Here is a 19,090-nt window from a genome sequence, read left to right as displayed (position 1 = left end):
CGGTCCGTACGCCTAATACAGGCCGCCCTGCTCTTCTGCAAAGTTGCCTTTCTTGCCTCCTTGATCAGCGTTTTGCCCGCCGTTTTGCTCGGCCTCGGTTCCCCGACGGATCAGGTCGAGTATCTCTGCCCGCTTGGCGGCGATCTCGTCTTGCCGGGTTACCCGCGGCGGCTCGGTATCGGGCTTGAACGCCTCCCAGATTATCGGCGCGAGCGGATCCTCGGTCGGCCAGCCGTCGAACACCCGCTTGCCGCTCTGGCGGTCGATCCGGACCATGTGGATGCCCTGCGGAGCGATAAACGGCTCGTCGGGCCAGCGATCTCGCGTGGCATTGACGAAATCGAGCATCATCGGTGCCGCGGTGTTGCCGCCCTGCACCCAACCGCCGAGGTTCCGAGGTCGGTCGTAACCGATATACATCCCGGCAATGATATCGGGGCTTCCGCCGACGAACCACGCATTGGTCGGCCCGCTCGTCGTCCCGGTCTTGCCGAACAGCGGCAGTCCTAGCGAGCGCAAGCGCACGGCTGTACCTCGCTGGACGACCCCTTCGAGCATGTGGATCACCTGGTAGGCAGTACGCGGATCGAGCACTTGCTTTCCGCCATCGGCGATGCGCGGCATCGGCTTGCCGTCCCACTCAGGCATGTTACAGCCGCTGCAATCGCGCTTGTCCGCCCGCCAGATGACCTTGCCGTTGCGATCCTGCACGAAATCGATCACCGACGCTTCGTGCTGGACGCCGAAATTGGCGAGCGCCGTGTAGGCGTTGACCATCTTTTGCACGGTCGTATCGCCCGCACCGAGCGCAAACGCCGGATAGGGCTTGTAGTCGCCGATGCCCATCCGCTTGATCATGTCCACGACGTTGGGCATCCCGATATCCATCGCGATGTGCACGGTCATCAGGTTGCGGCTTTGCTCGAGACCCCAGCGCATCGTGTGGATGCCTCCACCGCCTTCCCCGCCGAAGTTCTTGAAGCATTTCTCGCCCAGGGCCGCGCCTTGATAGTAGCAGAACGGCTGGTCGGGCACTTCGCTTGCGGGCGTCATCCCGTCGTCGAGCGCGGCAGCGTACACGAACGGCTTGATGGTCGAGCCAGGCTGGCGATAGGCCTGCGTTGCGCGGTTGAAGTTCGACAGGCGTGAGTCGAAACCTCCTTGCATCGCAAGAATCCGGCCCGTGTGCGGTTGCTCGACAAGGAAACCACCAGAAACCGACGGAATCGTGCGCACGGCAAATGCTCCACCGGACGGCTGCACCGCGATGACATCTCCCGCCTTTAGTGCATCGGGCATCCCGGTAAGCGGCCCAGTCGAGCCATCGGAGAATCCGATCGTGCCTTGCGATCCGCTTCGCGCGGTGACGACGCCTATCCGCCAGTTTTGATAGTCGATGCCCAGAGGCGATGACGCCAGCTGCGATCGCCAGTCACCCTTTGACAGGTCAATCTTAGCGAGCGCTCCGGGCCAGGCTTTCCCAGCACTGTATCGCAGGATACCGTTGCGCAGGGCGCTTCGGGCAGCCGTCTGCAATTCCGGATCGAGCGAGGTACGCACCCAAAGCCCTCCAGCATAGACGCTGTTCTTCCCATCTGCTGCCGTCTCGCCGAACTTGGCGATCAGTTGCTTGCGCACTTCTTCGAAAAAGTAGCCGGCATCGACCTTGTCCAGGTTGGTGGTCGTGGTCGCTAGATTGATCGGCGCGGCTTCCGCTTTACTGGCCTGTTCGGCGGTGATGAAACCGTTTCGCTGCATCTGGTCGAGCACGAAGTTTCTGCGGGCCACGGCCATGTCGCGAAACTTCGCCCTACCATAGCGTTCGGGCGCCTTAGGCAGGATAGCAAGGAAGGCCATCTGGTCGAGATTGAGGTCGCCCACATCCTTGTCGAAGTAAGCCCGCGACGCAGCCTGCACGCCGAAGCTTCGCCGACCCAGCGGGATTTCGTTGAGGTACAGCGTAAGGATCTGTTCTTTCGTCAACGCGCCTTCGATCCGGCGCGCGAGGATCATTTCCTTCAGCTTGCGAGTGACAGAATATTCATCGCCCAGCAGGATGTTCTTGGCGACCTGCTGGGTAATCGTCGACCCCCCGACCGAGCGCTTGGTGCGAAACGGATTAAGGTAGTCGATCACCGCCCCCAGCGTGCCGGTGATATCGACCCCGCCATGGGTGAAGAACGTCTTGTCTTCGGCGGAGATGAACGCTTCGATCAGCTTGGGCGGGAAGTCCGAATACTGCAGCTGGACGCGTCGCTCGCGGGCATACGAATGAACGATCTGCCCGTCGATCCCGCGCACTACGGTCGGCAGCGGAGGCTGGTAGTCGAGCAGCGAACTTGCGTCGGGCAGATTGCGAGTCAGCGCGATCCACATGGCCAGAAAGGCGAGAAGCCCTGCCCCGGCCAAAACGCTGAGCCAGCGAAACAGGCGGCGCTCGCGCCAGTTGCGCATGAACCAGGCGGCAACGCCCTGTGCGTCGCGGCGGATACGGTATCGGATGTGCTCGAGGGTCGAGGTTTCGGCCATTTCGTGTGGGTCTTAGCATCTGGTTCCGGCTATGCCAGAACCAATCATCCCGCCTCCCCGGACTGACGCGCGAAATAGATCCGGATCGCCTTTGCCATGACTTTCGCAAAGCGTTCTCGCCCTTCGTTCGAAAGCAGCTCGTGAGCGTCCTGCGGGTTAGTGACGAACCCGGCTTCGTAGAGCACCGAAGGAACATCTGGCGACCGCAGGACCGCCAGCGCCGCCGATCGTTTGGGTTGCGAATGGAATTTCAGGATTCCCTTGCCTTCGCGCAGGATCAGGTTTGCAAACTCGTTGCTGTCGGCCTGGGTCTGGCGCTGCGCCAGCTCGACCAGGATCGTGCTGACCCCGTCCTGCTGGCCGGTTAGCGGCACGCCGTTTACCACGTCGGCACTGTTTTCACGCGTCGCGAACCGGGCCGCGGCCTCGCTAGAGGCTTTGTTTGACAGCGTGTAGATGCTCGCGCCCGAAACATTGTCGAGGTTGCCGGCGCTATCCGCGTGGATCGACAGGAACAGTTGCGCGCCGAGCGCACGGGCGATCGCGAAACGCTCTTCGAGCACGAGAAACCGGTCGTCGCTGCGGGTCAGTGCCACCCGGATTCCGCCTTCACGCACAAGTTCGTCGCGCAGCGCCTTGGCGAGCCCGAGCGTGATCGCCTTTTCCTCGATGCCCCCACCGGTCGCACCGGGATCGAACCCGCCATGTCCGGCATCGATCACCACCAGCGGACGCGATTTGTCGCTCGGTCCGTAGACCTTGGGCAAGTCGGCCGGCTCCCCGGGCGGCGGCAGCACAAGCCTTACAACGTAGCCGCGGCCCAGCGCCGGAACCGGAAGCGTAAGACCGAACGCATAGAGCCCCGCCATCAGCACGACGGGGGCCAGGAAGATCATCCACAGCTGAACGCGGAGCGACATCGTTGGTCCGATAAAGGGCATCGTGCGTGCGAGCGCAATATGGTTGCTCCGTTAATCCCTCGATGCTAGCAGTTTGCGCGATCGGACCACGCGATCCGCGCAGCAGGCTTTGGATGGAGATTCAGGCTGCTGGCGAATTGCAGGTCCGGGCCTACCATCGGGCACATTGTCCGGTAACCAACCAGGTTGACGCAGTAGATGATTATGCCTTCCCCGCATTCGCCGATATCGCCCTCGGGCGACGGCGCGATGGCCGCGGGCCGGGCCGCACACCAATCGTGCAGATCAGACATTGCAGACACATCATTCCGGCGCGCTGCCACGCGGCACGTGACCGGTTTCGTATCCGCCGCCGGACGAATTGTCCCCAGCGGCGATCCCACAACAACGCGCATCCGCAGCCGCGCATGGCAAGTCTGCCATGCCCCGCCCGGTCGCGTTCGGAGAATTCATAATGGCAACGCGCATGCTAATCGACGCGCGCCATCCGGAAGAAACCCGGGTGGCGGTGCTCAATGGCAATCGGATCGAAGAATTTGATTTCGAATCGTCCGATCACAAACAGATCAAGGGCAATATCTACCTTGCCAAGGTCACTCGGGTAGAACCATCGCTGCAGGCGGCATTCGTCGATTTCGGCGGCAATCGGCACGGGTTCCTCGCATTCAGCGAAATCCACCCTGACTACTACCAGATCCCCAAAGAAGACCGCGAGCGCCTGCTTGCCGAAGAAGCCGCCGCCGCAGAGGAAGAAGCCGCCCTGCGCGCGCAGGATGAAGAAGAAGGCAATGCTCCCGGCGACGAATACGACGCCGACGATGAAACCGGCGAATCGCTGGTCGAGGAAATCGCCGAGGACGGAGTCGAAGAAATCGACACCTCCGAAAAGGACGACGTCGCGACGATCGAGGAAGGCCAACTCCAGGGCGACGACGAGTCGGACGAGTCGGACGACGACGAAGACAATGGCGATGACGAAGACGAAGAAACCTCCTCGCGTGGTCGCGGCCGTGGACGCGGCCGACGGCAGGGTCGCGGGAACGGTGCGAAGCGCGCCCGTGCCAAGGAAGTCGACGAAGTGCGCGCCAAACGCCTTGCGCTTCGCCGTCGCTACAAGATCCAGGACGTCATCCAGCGCCGCCAGGTGCTTCTTGTCCAGGTCGTGAAGGAAGAACGTGGCAACAAGGGCGCCGCGCTGACGACCTATCTCAGCCTCGCGGGCCGTTATTGCGTGCTGATGCCCAATTCGAGCCATGGCGGCGGCATTTCGCGCAAGATCAACTCGGCAAGCGACCGCAAGCGCTTGAAAACGATCGTTTCAGACCTCTCGCTACCCAAAACGATGGGGCTGATCGTGCGGACGGCCGGTCTCAGCCGGACCAAGACCGAGATCAAGCGCGACTTCGACTACCTCGCCCGCCTGTGGGATGAGATCCGAGAAAAGACGCTCTCCAGTTCCGCGCCGAAGATGATCCATTCGGATTCGGACCTCATCAAGCGCGCAATCCGCGACATCTATAACCGCGAGATCGAGGAAGTCGTGGTCGAGGGCGAGGAAGGCTATCGCTCCGCCAAGGAGTTCATGAAGCTGCTGATGCCCAGCCACGCACGGCGGGTGAAGGCTTATTCGGACCCGGTCCCGCTATTCCAGCGCTACGGCGCGGAAGACCAGCTGCGGGCGATGTACGAGCCGGAAGTGCAGCTCAAGAGCGGTGGCTACCTGGTGATCAACCCGACCGAAGCGCTGGTTTCGATCGACATCAACTCAGGTCGCTCGACCAAGGAACACGGCATCGAAGCGACCGCGCTGTCGACCAACCTCGAAGCGGCCAAGGAAATCGCCCGTCAGCTGCGCTTGCGCGACATGGCTGGCTTGGTGGTGATTGACTTCATCGACATGGAGCGCAGCGGAAACATCCGCAAGGTCGAGCGCGCAATGAAGGAAGCGCTCAAGAATGACCGGGCGCGTATCCAGGTTGGCCGTATATCGGGTTTCGGCCTGATGGAGATGAGCCGCCAGCGCCTACGCACCGGCGTACTCGAGGCGACAACCCGCGAATGCCCGCACTGTGACGGGACCGGCCTGGTCCGCACCGCGTCGAGCGCGGGCCTCTCGGCACTCCGCCTGATCGAGGACGAGGCGGCCAAGGGCAAGGGCACGATCATAAGCCTTTATGCCTCGACCGAAGCAGCAATCTACCTGCTCAACGCCAAACGTGCGGACCTCGCCGAGATCGAAGCCCGCTACGGGGTATCGGTCGAAGTCATTCCAGAGGGTGAAGACGAAGGCGCAAAGATGCGTGTGGGCAGCTCGGGCCCGCGCCCGTCTGCAGCGCCGCAATTCGAACCGATTGTCGACGAAGAGGAAGACGATTCGACTGTCATCGAAGACGACGAACTCGACGCTGACGACGAGACCGACGAGGACGATCGTCCGCGTAAGAAGCGCCGGCGTCGCCGTGGTGGACGCGGTCGCAAACGCGCAGGCTCCGAAGGCGATGCGCAAACCTCCGACGACGCCTCGGACGAAGCGGACGAAGACAGCTCGGATGCTGATGCCGACCAGTCAGTCGGCGACGATGAGGATCGACCGAAGAAACGCCGCCGCCGTGGCGGCCGTCGCCGCCGTGGACGTGGCGGTCGCGAAGAGGGCCAGGGCGCAGACGAAGCGACACCCGAAACCGAGGGTGACGACAGCGCTCCCGAATCCACAGACCAGCCTGAAGAAGAGCCGACGGAAAGCGCCAACTCGGAGCCTGTCGAGCCGGAGGCTACGGAAAAACCCAAGCGCAAGCCCCGCCGCAAGAAGGCGGAGCCCAAGGCCGACGTTGAACAAGCCGCCGCTGAAACGACCGAAGCCGCCGCTGAATCAACCGAAGACACGGACGTGGCTCCGGCGGAAAAGCCCAAGCGCAAGCCCCGTCGCAAAAAGGCCGACGCAGCCGCGCCTGAGCCTGACGCCGAAACTGAGGAAGCCGCACCGGCCAAGCCCAAGCGGACCCGCCGCAAGAAGGCCGAGCCAAAGGCGGAAGAAGCTGCCGCCAATGACCAGGATGGCGACATTGCCGAGAAGGCGGAAACTGCCCCCGAAGCAGCTACGCCCGAGGAAGCGGACGGCGCGACGCGGCGCGGCTGGTGGCAACGCACGTTCGGAGAATAGCCCGACGCCAACCGGCAAAAGATCAGGCCCCGGACCTCCCCGCGAGGTTCGGGGCCTTTTGCATTGTCGCTCAGTCGCGACAGCGCGACGTCAAGCGCCCGACTTTCGCGCCACACCCCATTCCATCCACCCGGCGAATTTTGGCGCGCGCTCGAGGTAGCCTTGACCAAGCGGCTCGACCGACAGCCCGCCCCCACGCAAGGCGGCGCCGACCTGGCGCGTCAGGTGACAGTTGCCCATCATCGGCCGCCAGATCGGTTCGATCCGCGCTTGCCACTTGCGCGGCCCCGGATCGGGTGCCGAACCATGTTCGAGAAACAGCAGTTTGCCGCCCGGCTTGAGCACGCGGCGCATCTCCGAAATGACCTGTGCCTGATCGTTGACCGAGCATAGGGTATAAGTGCAAACCACTGTATCGAATGATGAATCGGGAAACGGTATCGCTTCACCCACCCCTTCGCGGATCAGCGCATCCCAACCTTGCGCCTTCACCCTCGACCGTGCGCCCTCGAGGAGCGCCGGATTCGGATCAATCCCGGCAAACCGGGTGATCTTGCTGTGATCGTAGAACTTCTGGTTGAGCCCGCCGCCGCAACCGATTTCCAGCACGTCGCCGTCAGCCAGCGGAACGACTTGTTCGCGCAAGTCCATGATCCCCGGTTGCGCGCAAGCACACGTAATCAACCGCGAAAGAATGTGCTTCTCGTAGAATTCGCGCATCGACATCGGCAGCCCTCACCCCCTGCTTGCCCGACAGCGGGAGAATGATGTTCGCTTGCGGCTCCTGTCAAGGCTTTGGGAGCGACGGCGGCGGCTCGCCGCTTGCCCTTGGCGCAGAACCCTATAGATAGGCCCCGCAAGCAAGCAGCAGGATCGGAAGCGATGGCGACCTTCACCCTCCCCAAGAATTCGAAGATTTCCGGCAAGGGCCACAAGCACACCGCCGAGGGGGCAAGCAGGGTCAAGAAGTTCAAAGTTTACCGCTACGACCCCGATAGTGGCGACAATCCGCGCTACGATACGTTCGAGATCGACCTCGACAACTGCGGGCCGATGGTTCTCGACGCACTGCTCAAGATCAAGAACGAGATCGATCCGACGCTGACCTTCCGCCGTTCGTGTCGCGAGGGGATTTGCGGGTCATGCGCGATGAACCTCAACGGGCGCAACGGGCTCGCCTGCACCACCGCGATCGAAGACCTCAAGGGTGAAATCCGCATCACTCCGTTGCCGCACATGGAAGTGGTGAAGGACCTGGTGCCCGATTTCACTCACTTCTACGCCCAATATGCCTCGATCCGCCCGTGGCTGCAGACCGTCAGCCCGACCCCGAGCGGCAAGGAACGGCTGCAAAGCCCCGAGCAGCGCGACAAGCTCGACGGGCTCTACGAATGCATCCTGTGTGCCTGCTGCTCGACCAGCTGCCCCAGCTATTGGTGGAATGCGGACAAGTTCCTCGGCCCGGCGATTCTCCTCCAGGCGTATCGCTGGCTGGCCGACAGCCGCGACGAGATGACTGGCGAACGGCTCGACGATCTCGAGGATCCGTTCCGCCTCTATCGTTGCCACACGATCATGAACTGCTCGAACGTTTGCCCGAAAGGCCTCTCCCCTGCCCGGGCGATTGCCGAAATCAAGAAAATGCAGGCCGAACGGCAAATCTGACGCCTGTGTCCCATCGCGACGACGTATTCGATCACAGTCCCGATCCGGAAAACCCGGGCTGGCGGCACTGGAACCTGAAAGACCCGACGATCTTCAACGGTGCGGTGATGGGCAAGCTCATCACCCGGGTAGACGACGACGGGCGCAGCCGGTTGCGAATGTTTCCCGAGCGGCGACATGAGAACCTGCAGGGGATCATCCACGGCGCAGTGACGCTTTCGCTGATCGACATTTCGCTGTTCACCACGATGCATACGATCGGAACGGGCAACGCCGGACCTTCGGTGACGATCGAGTTGTCGACCCAATTCGTCGGAGGCGGAGACCCAAAGCGGCCGCTCGATGCGGTGTGCGAGATCGTGCGCGAAACCGGCAGTCTGGTGTTCGTTCGCGGCGATGTCGTGCAAGAGGATGATGCGGTTGCCTCGTTCTCGGGCATCGTTCGCAAAATGAAGCCGCGCTCCGCAAGATGAGCGGCCTGATTGCGCGCTACGAGGCGCTGATCGCTGCTGCGGAATTGCGCCCCGACCCCGACCAGCGTGCAGCAGCCGAAGCGCTCCAATCGCTGCAGACCAGGCTCGAGTCCGGCTCTCCTGACGGCGGCGGCCTGGTCGGGAGATTGTTCGGCAAGAAGGCAAACCCGATCCGCGGGCTCTACATGTGGGGCGGCGTAGGCCGGGGCAAGTCGATGCTGATGGACCTGTTCGTCGAAACGCTGGCGATCGAAGCCAAGCGCCGGGTCCATTTTCACGCCTTCATGCTCGAAGTCGACGGGATGATCCGGGCCGAGCGGGCGAAGGAGATTGGCGATCCGATCGCTCCGGTCGCTGCCGCCCTGGCGCGTGACATTCGCTGCCTTGCGTTCGACGAAATGGTCGTCACCAACACCGCCGATGCCGCGATCATGAGCCGACTGTTCACCGCGCTGATCCGCGACGAAGGGGTCACGGTCGTCACCACCAGTAACCGCCCTCCCCGCGATCTTTACAAGGACGGACTCAACCGCTCGCTGTTCCTGCCCTTCATCGACCTTGTCGAGGCCGAAATGGACGTGATCGAACTCGATGGCCCGGTCGACTACCGTCTCGATCGCCTCGGCGGGATCGACACCTGGCACACGCCGCTGGGCGAGGCGGCAACCGCACAAGTGCGTGAAGCGTTTTTCCGCCTGACCGACTACAAGCCCGAAGATGCCGCCCACGTGCCCAGCGCCGAGCTCGACCTCGGCGGGGGGCGATCGCTGCACGTGCCCAAGAGCTTCAAGGGCGTCGCGGTGTTCAGCTTCAAGCGGTTGTGCGGAGAAAACCGAGGAGCGGCGGATTACCTCGCGATTGCCCACGCCTACCACACCGTAATCGTGGTCGGCATCCCGGTGATCGGACCGGACAACCGCGACCAGGCGCTACGCTTCACCAAGCTGGCCGATGCGCTCTACGAAAATAACGTGATCCTGTTTGCTGCCGCGGCCGCAGAGCCCGCGGAGCTCTACCCCAAGGGCACCGGGAGCTTCGAGTTCCAGCGCACTGTCAGCCGGTTGGAGGAAATGCAGAGCGCGGAATACCTCGCGCATGGACACGGAAAGGCCTGAGCGGGGCGATACCGGGCGGCTTTGACAAAGCTCCGCAATCGGCGCAGAAATTCGCTCCCAAACAAGCATTGGAGCGCATCGATGATCGTTACCACAACCGAAGCCGTTCCGGGATTCCGCACGACCGAATGTCTCGGCCAGGTATTTGGCGTTGTCGTTCGCAGCCGCGGGCTTGGTGGCAATGTAATGGCCGGGCTGCGCTCCATCGTCGGCGGCGAAATCCACGAATACACTTCGCTGGTCGAAGATACGCGACGCCACGCGATCGACCGCCTGGTGCAGAACGCGACCGCGATGGGTGCCGATGCCGTGGTGATGATGCGTTTCGATTCGGGCGAAATCGGCCAGTCGATGAACGAAGTGGTCGCCTACGGCACCGCCGTACGACTCGCACGCGCATGAGCCCCACAGCCCGCAACGTCGGTTTGGGGTTTGCCGGACTGATGGTGGTCGGCGGGTTGTTGCTGCGGCCGTTGGGAAGCGGGACTGCACTGATCGTTTTGGGATGCCTGCTGTTGATTGGCCTGGTGTTCGAGCAACGCTACCGCCGGGGCCGTTCCGATCCCCGCCCCGGACCGGGGTGGCAACGCACGGGAGAGAAGTTCCGCGACGAAGAAACCGGCCAATGGCTGGAAGTCTGGTTCCATCCGGAAAGCGGCGAGCGGCGCTACGTCGCAGTGGGCAGCGACTGACCTCGGCTTGAAACGCTGAACCACCGCTACCACATCGCTGGCATTCCGGCGGACAGATAGCCCCGCCGAGGTGGATTACCGACATGATCGATATCAGGCCTCATGCTGCCCTTGCGCATCGCAATCACGGGTGGCTCGATACCTGTTACCACTTTTCGTTTTCCGACTACCACGACCCCGATCGCATGGGCTGGGGGCGGCTGCGCGTATGGAACGACGACCGGATCGCCGCCAAGAGCGGCTTCCCGCCGCACCCTCATAGCAACATGGAAATCGTCACATTCGTCCACTCGGGCGCAATCTCGCACCGGGATTCGCTCGGGAACGAGGGCCGCACCGTCGCTGGCGACGTGCAGGTGATGAGTGCCGGGACCGGAATTACCCACGCAGAATACAACCTCGAAGACGAGGATACGACGCTGTTCCAGCTGTGGATCTTGCCCGACCGCGCAGGCGAGCAACCGAGCTGGGGCACGCGCGCGTTTCCACGCCATGACCGAAGCGGCGAATGGGTCGTGCTGGCAAGCGGCGCACCCGATGTCGACGATGCCCTACCGATTAGGGCGGACGCCAAGGTCATGGCTGCGACGCTCGAGGCGGGCCAGACCGCGACCTACACCGCCGATCCCGCTCGCCATCAGTACCTCGTGCCGGTGGATGGCAACGTGCGAGTAAACGGCGCACTGTTGTCGGCTCGCGACGGAGCGGCGATTACAGGCGAAAACGAGATCGAAGTCGAAGCGATCGACGGCGCTGAACTGGTGCTTGTCGATACGCTCTAGCGATCAGGCCGCCTGCGCGAGCCGCGTTTGCGCGGCCGCCAAGCGGTTCATCACCTTCAGGTCCTGCTCGCGCAGTTGCAGGGCCGCATCGGCCCACAGCTCGGTGATGCGATTGAGTTCGTCGAGTGCAAGCGGTGATGCCATCCGCATCGCCTTGCGCTCGGCGACCAGCCCGGCATGGCGGCGCGTCGAGCGCTTGATAAATTCCTGCGCGGCAGCAAGTCCTTCGCCCGGTTCGGCCAAATGATGAACAATGCCAAGTTCGTACATCTGCTGGGCGGAATAAGTCTCGTTCGACTGGATAATCCGTTCCGCCATCGCGGTACCAAGCTTGCGCGAAAGCAACGCGTGTGCGCCCATCCCCGGAAACAGGCCAAATAGCACTTCGGGCAAGCCGAAGGTCGCATCACGATCGGCGATGATATAGTCGAAACTGAGCAGCGCCTCGAACCCGCCGCCGAGCGCCGCGCCTTCGACGAGCCCAATAGTCAGCATCGGGATTTCGAGTGCGTGGAGGTTGCGATGGAGGATTGCGCAACAGCGGTGCCCGTATCGCACCAACCCGTCGCGGTCCTCGTCGCGGATCAGGCGCTGGAACAGCGCCAAGTCACCGCCGAAACAGAACACGCCCGGCGATCGGCTGCCGAGCACGAGGAACTTGAGCGGCACCTTGCCGGGGCCGAAATCCTGGCTGATGTATTTCTGCCAGTTCTCGAAATCGCCGAGCATCGGGGACGTGAAGCTGGGGCGGCCGACCGGGGCCATGTAAGTCCACAAGGTCTCGCTTTCGGCCTGATAAAGGCATTCGAGTTCCTTGAGCCGCAGGAGCCCTTCGGGAACCGCGCATTCTGAACTGGGGTCGGCGAGATATTCGCCCTGGTTACCTGTCAGTGGAAAGGCGGAATCGACCCGCCCGACCCTGTCCTCGTAACTGTCCATGCGTCCCCCTCGCGAAAGGTCCAAAGCCTTGCGATCGCAAGCAGTGTAAGCGAACCGGAGGAAATTACGCAAACGAATTATTAACTATAAAAAACAATTCCCTGTTAAGAGGTATTTAGGCCGCCCTGCGAAAAAGTGGCTTTCGGGTAACACCGCGCCGATTGAGGTTATCCACAGGGTTTCAACAGCCTAACCCGAGCTTTTCCAGCGATTTGTCCAGCATGAGAAGCTGCCACAGAACCCTCCCGTGATCGCTTCGACCGCCGATATGCGCTTCTGCAAGGTCGGCTATCCGGTCGCCGTCGAACCATCCGGTGCGCGCAAGCGCGGCGCTGCGCCCGATCGCCCTTGCCTCCGCCGCAAGCGGCCCGCGCAGCCACTGCGCGATGGGAGTCACAAAGCCCTGTTTGGGCCGATAGAGCACTTCGCTCGGCAGGTAGCGCTCCATCGAGTGCTTGAGCAGCCACTTGCCCTGCCCGCCCCTGATCCGCAGCGCCTGCGGCAGGCGCGCGGCAAATTCGACCAACCGGTGATCGAGCAGCGGCTCACGCGCCTCGAGGCTCACAGCCATGCTCGTGCGGTCGACCTTGGTCAGGATATCTCCGGGTAACCAGAACTTGAGGTCTGCATATTGCGCCCGGTCGAGTCCTGTTTGGGCCGGAGCCCGCCGCATGAGATCGATCAGCGGCTGCTCGGCGCGGTATTCGCCCAACTCACGGCGCAAGTCGGCTGAATAAAGCGTATGCCGCAAATCTGCCGGGATCACCGAAAGCGCGCGTGCGTAGCCCTCTTCCCCGCTTGCGGCGAGCGACTGGAAGGTCGTCTTCGCGCGCAGGGGTCGCGGAGCCCAGTCCGCCTTGGGCCAAAGCCGCCCGAGCAATCCGAAGACCGGCCTACGCAAGCTTTGGGGAAGCACCATCCGCGCCTGCTCTTCGCGGGCCTGGAACATCTGGCGGCGGTAGCCGGCAAACGCTTCGTCCGCCCCATCGCCCGACAACGCGACAGTGACAGTCTCGCGCGCCAGCTGGCACACGCGCCAGGTCGGCAACGCCGAAGCATCGGCGAACGGCTCGTCGAACATTGCCGCGAGCGTTCCGATGGCAGCGAAATCATCTGGATCGACGATCCGCTCGCGATGGTCGGTCGCGAAGCGCTCGGCAATCGTCCTGGCATAAGAAGTTTCGTCGAGCGCGGCGACATCGAAACCGATCGAGCAGGTCTGCACCGGAGAAGCGCTGGTTTCGGCCATCAGCGCGACGACGCTCGAGCTATCCACCCCTCCGGACAGGAACGCTCCCAGCGGAACGTCGGCCACCATCCGGCTCGAAACCGCTTCGCGCAAGTGGAACAGCAATTCCGCCTCGAGATCTGCTGCCTTGCCCCGTGCGCGGTCTGCGAACGAGATATCCCACCACTGCACCGGCGGGTCAGGCGGTGCGTCGTGGCGCAACACCCGGTAGTGCCCGGCAGGAAGCTTCTCGACACCTTGCAGCATCGAACGGTGATCGGGCACATAGCCCCACGCAAGGTAGTCCTCGATCGCCAGCGGATCGACCTTGCGGCGCAGCAGCGGGTGCGCCAGCAGCCCCTTGAGCTCCGACGCGAACGCGAGGCTGCCATCGCTCAGCATTGCAGTGAACAGCGGCTTCACGCCGAAGCGGTCGCGCGCGAGGAACAGCGCGTGCCGGCCAAGATCGTAAAGCGCGAAGGCGAACATGCCGTTGAGGCGCGAAAGGCAATCGACGCCCCATTTCTGGTATGCGGCGAGGATCACTTCGGTGTCGCCATCGGTGCGGAAGACTGCTCCGCTCGCTGCGAGCTCGCGGCGCAATTCGCGGTAATTGTAGATTTCGCCGTTGAAAACGATCACCGCGCGCCCGTCTGCCGAAAGCATCGGCTGCGGGGAGCCTTCGAGGTCGATGATCGAGAGCCGCCGATGGCCCAGTCCGACGCCCGGTGCGGTCCACACGCCGCTGCCATCGGGGCCGCGATGGACCAACGCATCGCACATCCGCTCTACCCGCGCCGGATCGACCGGCTTGGGTGTGCCGCAATGGAAGATACCCGCGATCCCGCACATGATGCGGCGCTTACCTGAGGCCCGCTGCGCGGTCCATCACTTGCGCGGAATTGCCGAGGGCGGTGTCAAAATCGTCAAGCGTGGAATTCGCCTCGGGACCTTCCGCCGATACGATCAGAACCATCGCCGGTCGGTCTCGCAACAACAGCCTGTCGATCATCGTCGCCAGCTTGAAACGCAGGGCGCTCCCGGTCGAGAGATCGCCGATGCGATAGGTCGTCCGCGCCAATCGGCGCACACCCTTGTTGTACAGCCATTCCGCCTTCCAGCCAGGTGACGAAGCGCCCGGTTCGAGCCAACGCCAGTCGGTGTCGGGCGGCAAGGCGCCTTCGCCCTCGGCCGCGGCATCGTGGTCAGGCCCTTGTTCGGCGTAAACCGCCAGCGACACGTCGACCCCGCGCCCTCGGACGTCGTGATAGTGGGCTTGCACACGCCGATCGGCACCAGCGGCGCGCGGAGCCCAGTCAGGCCGCTCGCCCTGCACCTGTTGCCAGCCGACTGCGACCGGAGCAGGCAGTGAAGCCGGAAGGGAAGCCTTGCCCCGCTCCGAAGCCAGCGCCCACCCCCCAAAGCCGAGCGCGAGCGCGAACACGGCGATCACTGCCACCCGGCGGTCGATACGCAGAAGAGCGAGCTTACCCAGCAACACCGAGGCGTTGATCTTTCCAGCGTCGATCCCAGGATCGTCGGGTTCGCGGTCGAACCAGCGCCACGCGCCGCCCAGCAGCGCGGCGACGATCACGGCGAAGAAGATCCATCCGTAGAAGATATGATCGAACCCGGCGGCAAATTCGATGCCCTGCCACTGGGCAATCGCAATCGTTCCCCACGCGCGCACGCCGTTTGCGACAATCGGCAAGACCAGCGCGACCGCGATGAACCCGGCCCGCCGCTTCCACGACACGAAACAGGTATTCGCTACCAGAACTGCCAGCGCGAGCATTGCAATGAGGAACATGACCCCCGAGCATGCTTCGGCGACTTCGAACAATCCGGCGGGCGTATCGATGAACACACCTTCGATTTGCGCCTGCATCCCGGTGAGGTGGACCAGCCAGATCACTACCTTGGCGGTGACCATCTGCAGCGTCGGGATCAGCTCGTCACCGAACGGGACGAGGAACACCATGTAGGCGAGTGGGAATGCCAGCCCCATAGACGCACGCGGTCCGAGGATTGTCAGCGCTGCGGCAATCAGCGCCAGCACCGCACCCAGCTGGCTCACGATATCGAAACCGGCGAGCGTGCCGATCAACCAACCGAACAGCGCACCGCCGAGCGCAAAAAGGCCCGGCCACCACGCGCCGGGCGTGAGCTTCGCCAGGTCGCCCTTTCGCTGCCACACCACCCACACGATGATCGGCGGTACGAACAGCACATGGTTGTAGGTCGAGATGTTCCACCACTGGTGCGCCATCGCGGCCCAGTCGCGCGCGGTGAGCGCGATCAGCGCCAGCCACGCGAGCAAAAGGTTGGCCAGCGGCGTGCGCCACGCTTGCGCGATATCGGGAAGTCCGACGCGCGGCATCCGGCGAAAGATGGCCTCAGGCGGCATCACGGGTCGGTTCCGTTGCGGAACGGCCTACCAGTTCGGGCAACTGTGCCAGCGCGGTATCCCAGCCCTTTTGTTCGACAACGAAGCGGCGCGCTGCGGCCCCCATCGCCAATGCGCGCGGGCCGTCCTGCAGGATTGCACAGGCGCGCGAAGCCAATGCCGCATCGTCGCTTTCAACTGCCAAGTGTTCGCCGTCTGTTGTGTCTATGCCGGTCGCAGCCTCAGGCGTGACCAGCACCGGGCGGGCCATCGCCATCGCTTCGAGCACCTTGTTCTGTACCCCGCGCGCGATCGCCAGCGGCGCGACAACGAGGTCGGCAGCAGCGAGGAACGGGCGAACGTCGGGCACTTCGCCCCAGACCCGGACCCCTTGATCGCCATCCCGCTCGACCAGTTCGGCCACAGGAGCACGGCCCACGACATGGAATGTCGCCCCGGGCAACTCACGACGGATCGACGGGAGGAGCCGATCGATCGTTCGCAGAGCCGCAGCAACGTTGGGCTGGTAGTCCATCTGACCGGTGAACACGATGTGTGGCCCCGGCCCGTCGACCAGCGCCGGATGCGGCACAACGGCCAGCGGATCGTAGAGCGCGGTATCAATCCCGTTTGGCAGGGTCAGGACATTGGCCGGTGTCGCGCCGATGCGACGGCGAAGCAATTGCGCTTCCTCATCGGTAATCAACAGGGTTGCATCGGCCCGGTGCGCCAGCTTGCGCTCCTCTTCGGCCAGCAGCCGCGCTTCGCGCGCATCGATCCATGCGCGGGGGCCATTACCGCCAGCAGCGTAGGCGGCAAACTTGGCGCTATCGACATCGCACAGGTCGACGATCAGGCGGCCCGAGTAGTCTGCCGGGACATACTGGCCCATCTGCCCCGAGAACACGAACACGCAATCTATCGGTCGGGTAGCGAGTGTGTGGCTGACCCAATCGCCCAGCGTCGGGCTGTCGAAAGCAGCGAGGCTGACCGGCACGTTGCGCGCCAGCGCCTTGAGCCCGGCAAACGGCAGGTTCAACTGGCGCTGCGCAAGGCAATAGCTGGCCGCAATTTCCGCCAGCGCCGGTTCGGCGGCAAAATCGGCCTCGGTCTCTCCCAGCGTGCCGACATGGACCGGTCCAATCGCTGCCAATCCTTTCAGCAAATGATGCGAACGAATCTTGTCCCCCCGGTCGGGCGGGAACGGGATGCGATGGGCAAGGAAGAGCGTCTCGCCCATCAGGCAAGCCCGCGCGCAATAACCGGTCCGATCCGGTTCGAAATGGCCAGCGGAAGCTTCTTCCACAGCGCGATCTTCGCCGAATAGGCATCGCTGGTGGGGTCGACGTCCCGCGCCTGCAGATCGGGCGCGGTCCAAGTCGCATAGGCCAGCGGCTCGGGCTCGAAGCCCCAGTTTTTCTTGTAGGCGAACGCACCGCTGCCGAGCTTCGAGCGACCGAAGTCGAACCGGGAGCAGCCCTTGCGGCGCGCATGGAGCATCAGCTCGTAATACATCCGTTCGTTGGCGCGGGTTGCGCGGGCAAGCCAGTTGCCGCCGCCCCAATAGGGCATCGCAACGCCGCAATGATAGAAGGTCAGCACGGCAGCTTGCGGCGCGCCGTGGTCGCTCACCAGCAGGATGTCGGCATCGTCGCCGAATGCATCGAGCATCGCGTCGAACAGCGACCTGGGGAACACCGGCGTACCTAGGTTGCGGACGCTTTCCGCGTAGAGTGCGTATTGCGCTGAGCGATGATAGCGATCGCCGCCGACACTTACGCCGAAATCGTGCTGCAGGCCCTTGCGCACTTCCGCACGCTGCTTTCGCGGGATTGCGAGCAGTTGGGCATCGTCGTCATCGACCAGCTCGCCGCTGAAATTGGCGTGGCTGTCGGAGCGCACGATCCAGTCATCAGGCGCGGTGCCGCTCCTGAGTTCGACAGAAGCACACGCCAGGCGCTGCGCCAGTTCGGCTGCAGCTTCGCACAGCCGAAGCTTGGTCAATTCATTTGCTGCGAGCGGTCCGCCGCCAACTCCAAACCCGCTCGAGACCAGCGCCCGAGGAAACAAGAGAGAATGCACTTCGGTCAGCGGCAGCCAGCCGGTGATCGCGCCGCCTCGTTCGGCCACAATGCCGTGCGCGCGTTGCCCGGTGCCCTGCTCCACCGCGCGAATCCATGCGGGACGATGAAACAGGCTACCGCCCATTTCCGCCACGAAGGCTTCGATCCGGCCTACCTCACCGGGATCGGCGAGATCGACCAGCGACAGCGCTTCGCGGCACAGGGGAAACGGCGCGTTCACGCCGCGAGCCGCTCGGCGCGGATCGCTTCGCGATGGGCGACCTGATCCATCCGGCACCAGTCGAAGTCATGGATGAGTTCGGTCAGCTTGCCGGCCATCTTGTCGAGGTTTGTGTAGTGGCGGAAACGCGAGCGCAGCGGCGCATCGGGCACCCGAGGCTGGTCGGGATCGATCTCCCACGGGTGGAAATAGAATACGGCAGGGCGTCGCTCGGCCCGATTGACCTGCCGGATCGCCCAGCGGCTGAACGCATATGGGAGTACGCGGAAGAACCCGCCGCCACCGGCAGCGACCCGCTTCCCGCCAAGGATAGCGGTGGTCACCGGGATCTCGATCAATGGGCTATGCGCCAGCGGCTGGAAGGCAAAACGCGGAGCGTTACGCCAGCCGTAATGATCGTGGACGATCGGCGCGACCGACGAGGAGTAGGCGTAGCCCTGTTCGGCCAGAACATCGTACGCCCACGGCGTACGCTGGTCGATCGAGAAGCTCGGCGCGCGGTAACCGATCACCTGCACCCCGGTCGCATCTTCCAGCGTCATCCGCGCGCGTTCGAGATCTTCCGCGAATGCCTTCGGACCCAGAGTGAAGACGCGTGCGTGATCCCATCCGTGGCTCGCCATCTCGTGGCCCGCATTGACGATCCGGCGCATCAATCCGGCATTGCGACGCGCCACCCATCCAAGCGTGAAGAACGTCGCCTTAACGTTGGCCTCGGCAAACAGGTCAAGGATGCGCAAGACGTTGTCGGACACGCGGTTGGGCAGTGCCTCCCACGAATCGCGTTCGATCACGTTCTCGAACGCACCGACCTGGAACCAATCCTCGACATCGACCGACAGCCCGTTGGCTATGCGCCGGCGGGGGATCGTCAGCCGGGCCATGGATCCCATTTGC

16 protein-coding genes are annotated in these 19,090 nt (G+C 63.4%); 7 read left to right on the top strand and 9 right to left on the bottom strand.

The window, feature by feature from the left end:
* Nucleotides 1-12: 12 nt before the first annotated feature.
* Together CJO11_RS00685 and CJO11_RS00680 are read right to left on the bottom strand one after the other, a co-directional pair.
* Nucleotides 13-2,529 carry a penicillin-binding protein 1A gene (locus CJO11_RS00685; RefSeq protein WP_095010979.1) on the bottom strand — a complete coding sequence of 839 codons (2,517 nt, stop codon included), beginning with the start codon at nt 2,527-2,529 and terminating at the stop codon, nt 13-15.
* A 44-nt stretch (nt 2,530-2,573) separates the two neighbouring features.
* A complete protein-coding gene (locus tag CJO11_RS00680; RefSeq protein WP_095010978.1) occupies nt 2,574-3,449 on the bottom strand; it encodes an N-acetylmuramoyl-L-alanine amidase family protein in 876 nt (291 codons plus the stop codon).
* 454 nt (nt 3,450-3,903) lie between these two features.
* On the opposite strand from CJO11_RS00680, the gene CJO11_RS00670 reads away from it, so the two are divergent.
* Nucleotides 3,904-6,609 (top strand): Rne/Rng family ribonuclease, encoded by a 2,706-nt coding sequence (locus CJO11_RS00670; RefSeq protein WP_095013131.1) that lies wholly within the window; start codon nt 3,904-3,906, stop codon nt 6,607-6,609.
* Nucleotides 6,610-6,699: 90 nt separating this feature from the next.
* Here CJO11_RS00670 and CJO11_RS00665 read toward each other — a convergent pair whose 3' ends face one another.
* Nucleotides 6,700-7,335 (bottom strand): class I SAM-dependent methyltransferase, encoded by a 636-nt coding sequence (locus tag CJO11_RS00665; RefSeq protein WP_095010976.1) that lies wholly within the window; start codon nt 7,333-7,335, stop codon nt 6,700-6,702.
* Between the two features lie 156 nt (nt 7,336-7,491).
* On the opposite strand from CJO11_RS00665, the gene CJO11_RS00660 reads away from it, so the two are divergent.
* The 6 genes from CJO11_RS00660 (at nt 7,492) to CJO11_RS00635 (ending at nt 11,336) form a co-directional block, all read left to right on the top strand.
* Nucleotides 7,492-8,274, top strand: a complete 783-nt coding sequence (locus CJO11_RS00660; RefSeq protein ID WP_095010975.1) for a succinate dehydrogenase iron-sulfur subunit — start codon at nt 7,492-7,494, stop codon at nt 8,272-8,274.
* Between the two features lie 5 nt (nt 8,275-8,279).
* Nucleotides 8,280-8,747: a PaaI family thioesterase gene (locus tag CJO11_RS00655; RefSeq protein WP_095010974.1), complete on the top strand. Its 468-nt coding sequence runs from the start codon at nt 8,280-8,282 to the stop codon at nt 8,745-8,747.
* Nucleotides 8,744-9,862: a cell division protein ZapE gene (gene zapE, locus CJO11_RS00650; RefSeq protein ID WP_095010973.1), complete on the top strand. Its 1,119-nt coding sequence runs from the start codon at nt 8,744-8,746 to the stop codon at nt 9,860-9,862. Before CJO11_RS00655 ends, zapE begins: the two co-directional genes overlap by 4 nt.
* Nucleotides 9,863-9,943: 81 nt before the next feature.
* Nucleotides 9,944-10,264: a heavy metal-binding domain-containing protein gene (locus CJO11_RS00645; RefSeq protein WP_095010972.1), complete on the top strand. Its 321-nt coding sequence runs from the start codon at nt 9,944-9,946 to the stop codon at nt 10,262-10,264.
* Nucleotides 10,261-10,554 (top strand): hypothetical protein, encoded by a 294-nt coding sequence (locus CJO11_RS00640; protein WP_095010971.1) that lies wholly within the window; start codon nt 10,261-10,263, stop codon nt 10,552-10,554. Before CJO11_RS00645 ends, CJO11_RS00640 begins: the two co-directional genes overlap by 4 nt.
* Nucleotides 10,555-10,637: 83 nt before the next feature.
* On the top strand, nt 10,638-11,336 hold the full coding sequence (locus tag CJO11_RS00635; protein ID WP_095010970.1) for a pirin family protein: 699 nt from the start codon (nt 10,638-10,640) through the stop codon (nt 11,334-11,336).
* Between the two features lie 3 nt (nt 11,337-11,339).
* On the opposite strand, the gene CJO11_RS00630 is transcribed toward CJO11_RS00635, so the two are convergent.
* From CJO11_RS00630 to CJO11_RS00605, 6 genes are all read right to left on the bottom strand, one after another.
* A complete protein-coding gene (locus CJO11_RS00630) occupies nt 11,340-12,275 on the bottom strand; it encodes a crotonase/enoyl-CoA hydratase family protein (RefSeq protein ID WP_095010969.1) in 936 nt (311 codons plus the stop codon).
* Between the two features lie 181 nt (nt 12,276-12,456).
* Nucleotides 12,457-14,355, bottom strand: coding sequence for an XrtA/PEP-CTERM system amidotransferase (locus CJO11_RS00625; protein ID WP_095010968.1), 1,899 nt, complete (start codon nt 14,353-14,355; stop codon nt 12,457-12,459).
* 10 nt (nt 14,356-14,365) lie between these two features.
* Entirely contained in the window at nt 14,366-15,910 is a 1,545-nt protein-coding gene (gene xrtA / locus CJO11_RS00620; RefSeq protein WP_095010967.1) for an exosortase A, read from the bottom strand.
* Nucleotides 15,900-17,129, bottom strand: a complete 1,230-nt coding sequence (locus CJO11_RS00615) for a TIGR03087 family PEP-CTERM/XrtA system glycosyltransferase (protein WP_095010966.1) — start codon at nt 17,127-17,129, stop codon at nt 15,900-15,902. The genes xrtA and CJO11_RS00615 overlap by 11 nt, the downstream gene beginning before the upstream one ends.
* Nucleotides 17,129-18,193 (bottom strand): FemAB family XrtA/PEP-CTERM system-associated protein, encoded by a 1,065-nt coding sequence (locus CJO11_RS00610; protein WP_095010965.1) that lies wholly within the window; start codon nt 18,191-18,193, stop codon nt 17,129-17,131. The genes CJO11_RS00615 and CJO11_RS00610 overlap by 1 nt, the downstream gene beginning before the upstream one ends.
* The gene (locus CJO11_RS00605; RefSeq protein ID WP_240504508.1) at nt 18,190-19,086 is read right to left on the bottom strand and encodes an XrtA system polysaccharide deacetylase; all 897 of its coding nucleotides are present in this window, start codon (nt 19,084-19,086) and stop codon (nt 18,190-18,192) included. The genes CJO11_RS00610 and CJO11_RS00605 overlap by 4 nt, the downstream gene beginning before the upstream one ends.
* Nucleotides 19,087-19,090 lie beyond the last annotated feature (4 nt).

Source organism: Tsuneonella mangrovi (genome assembly GCF_002269345.1).
Lineage (GTDB): Bacteria > Pseudomonadota > Alphaproteobacteria > Sphingomonadales > Sphingomonadaceae > Tsuneonella > Tsuneonella mangrovi.
The sequence above is the reverse complement of the archived record's forward strand: the minus strand, read 5'-3'. Positions and strand labels throughout refer to the sequence as shown.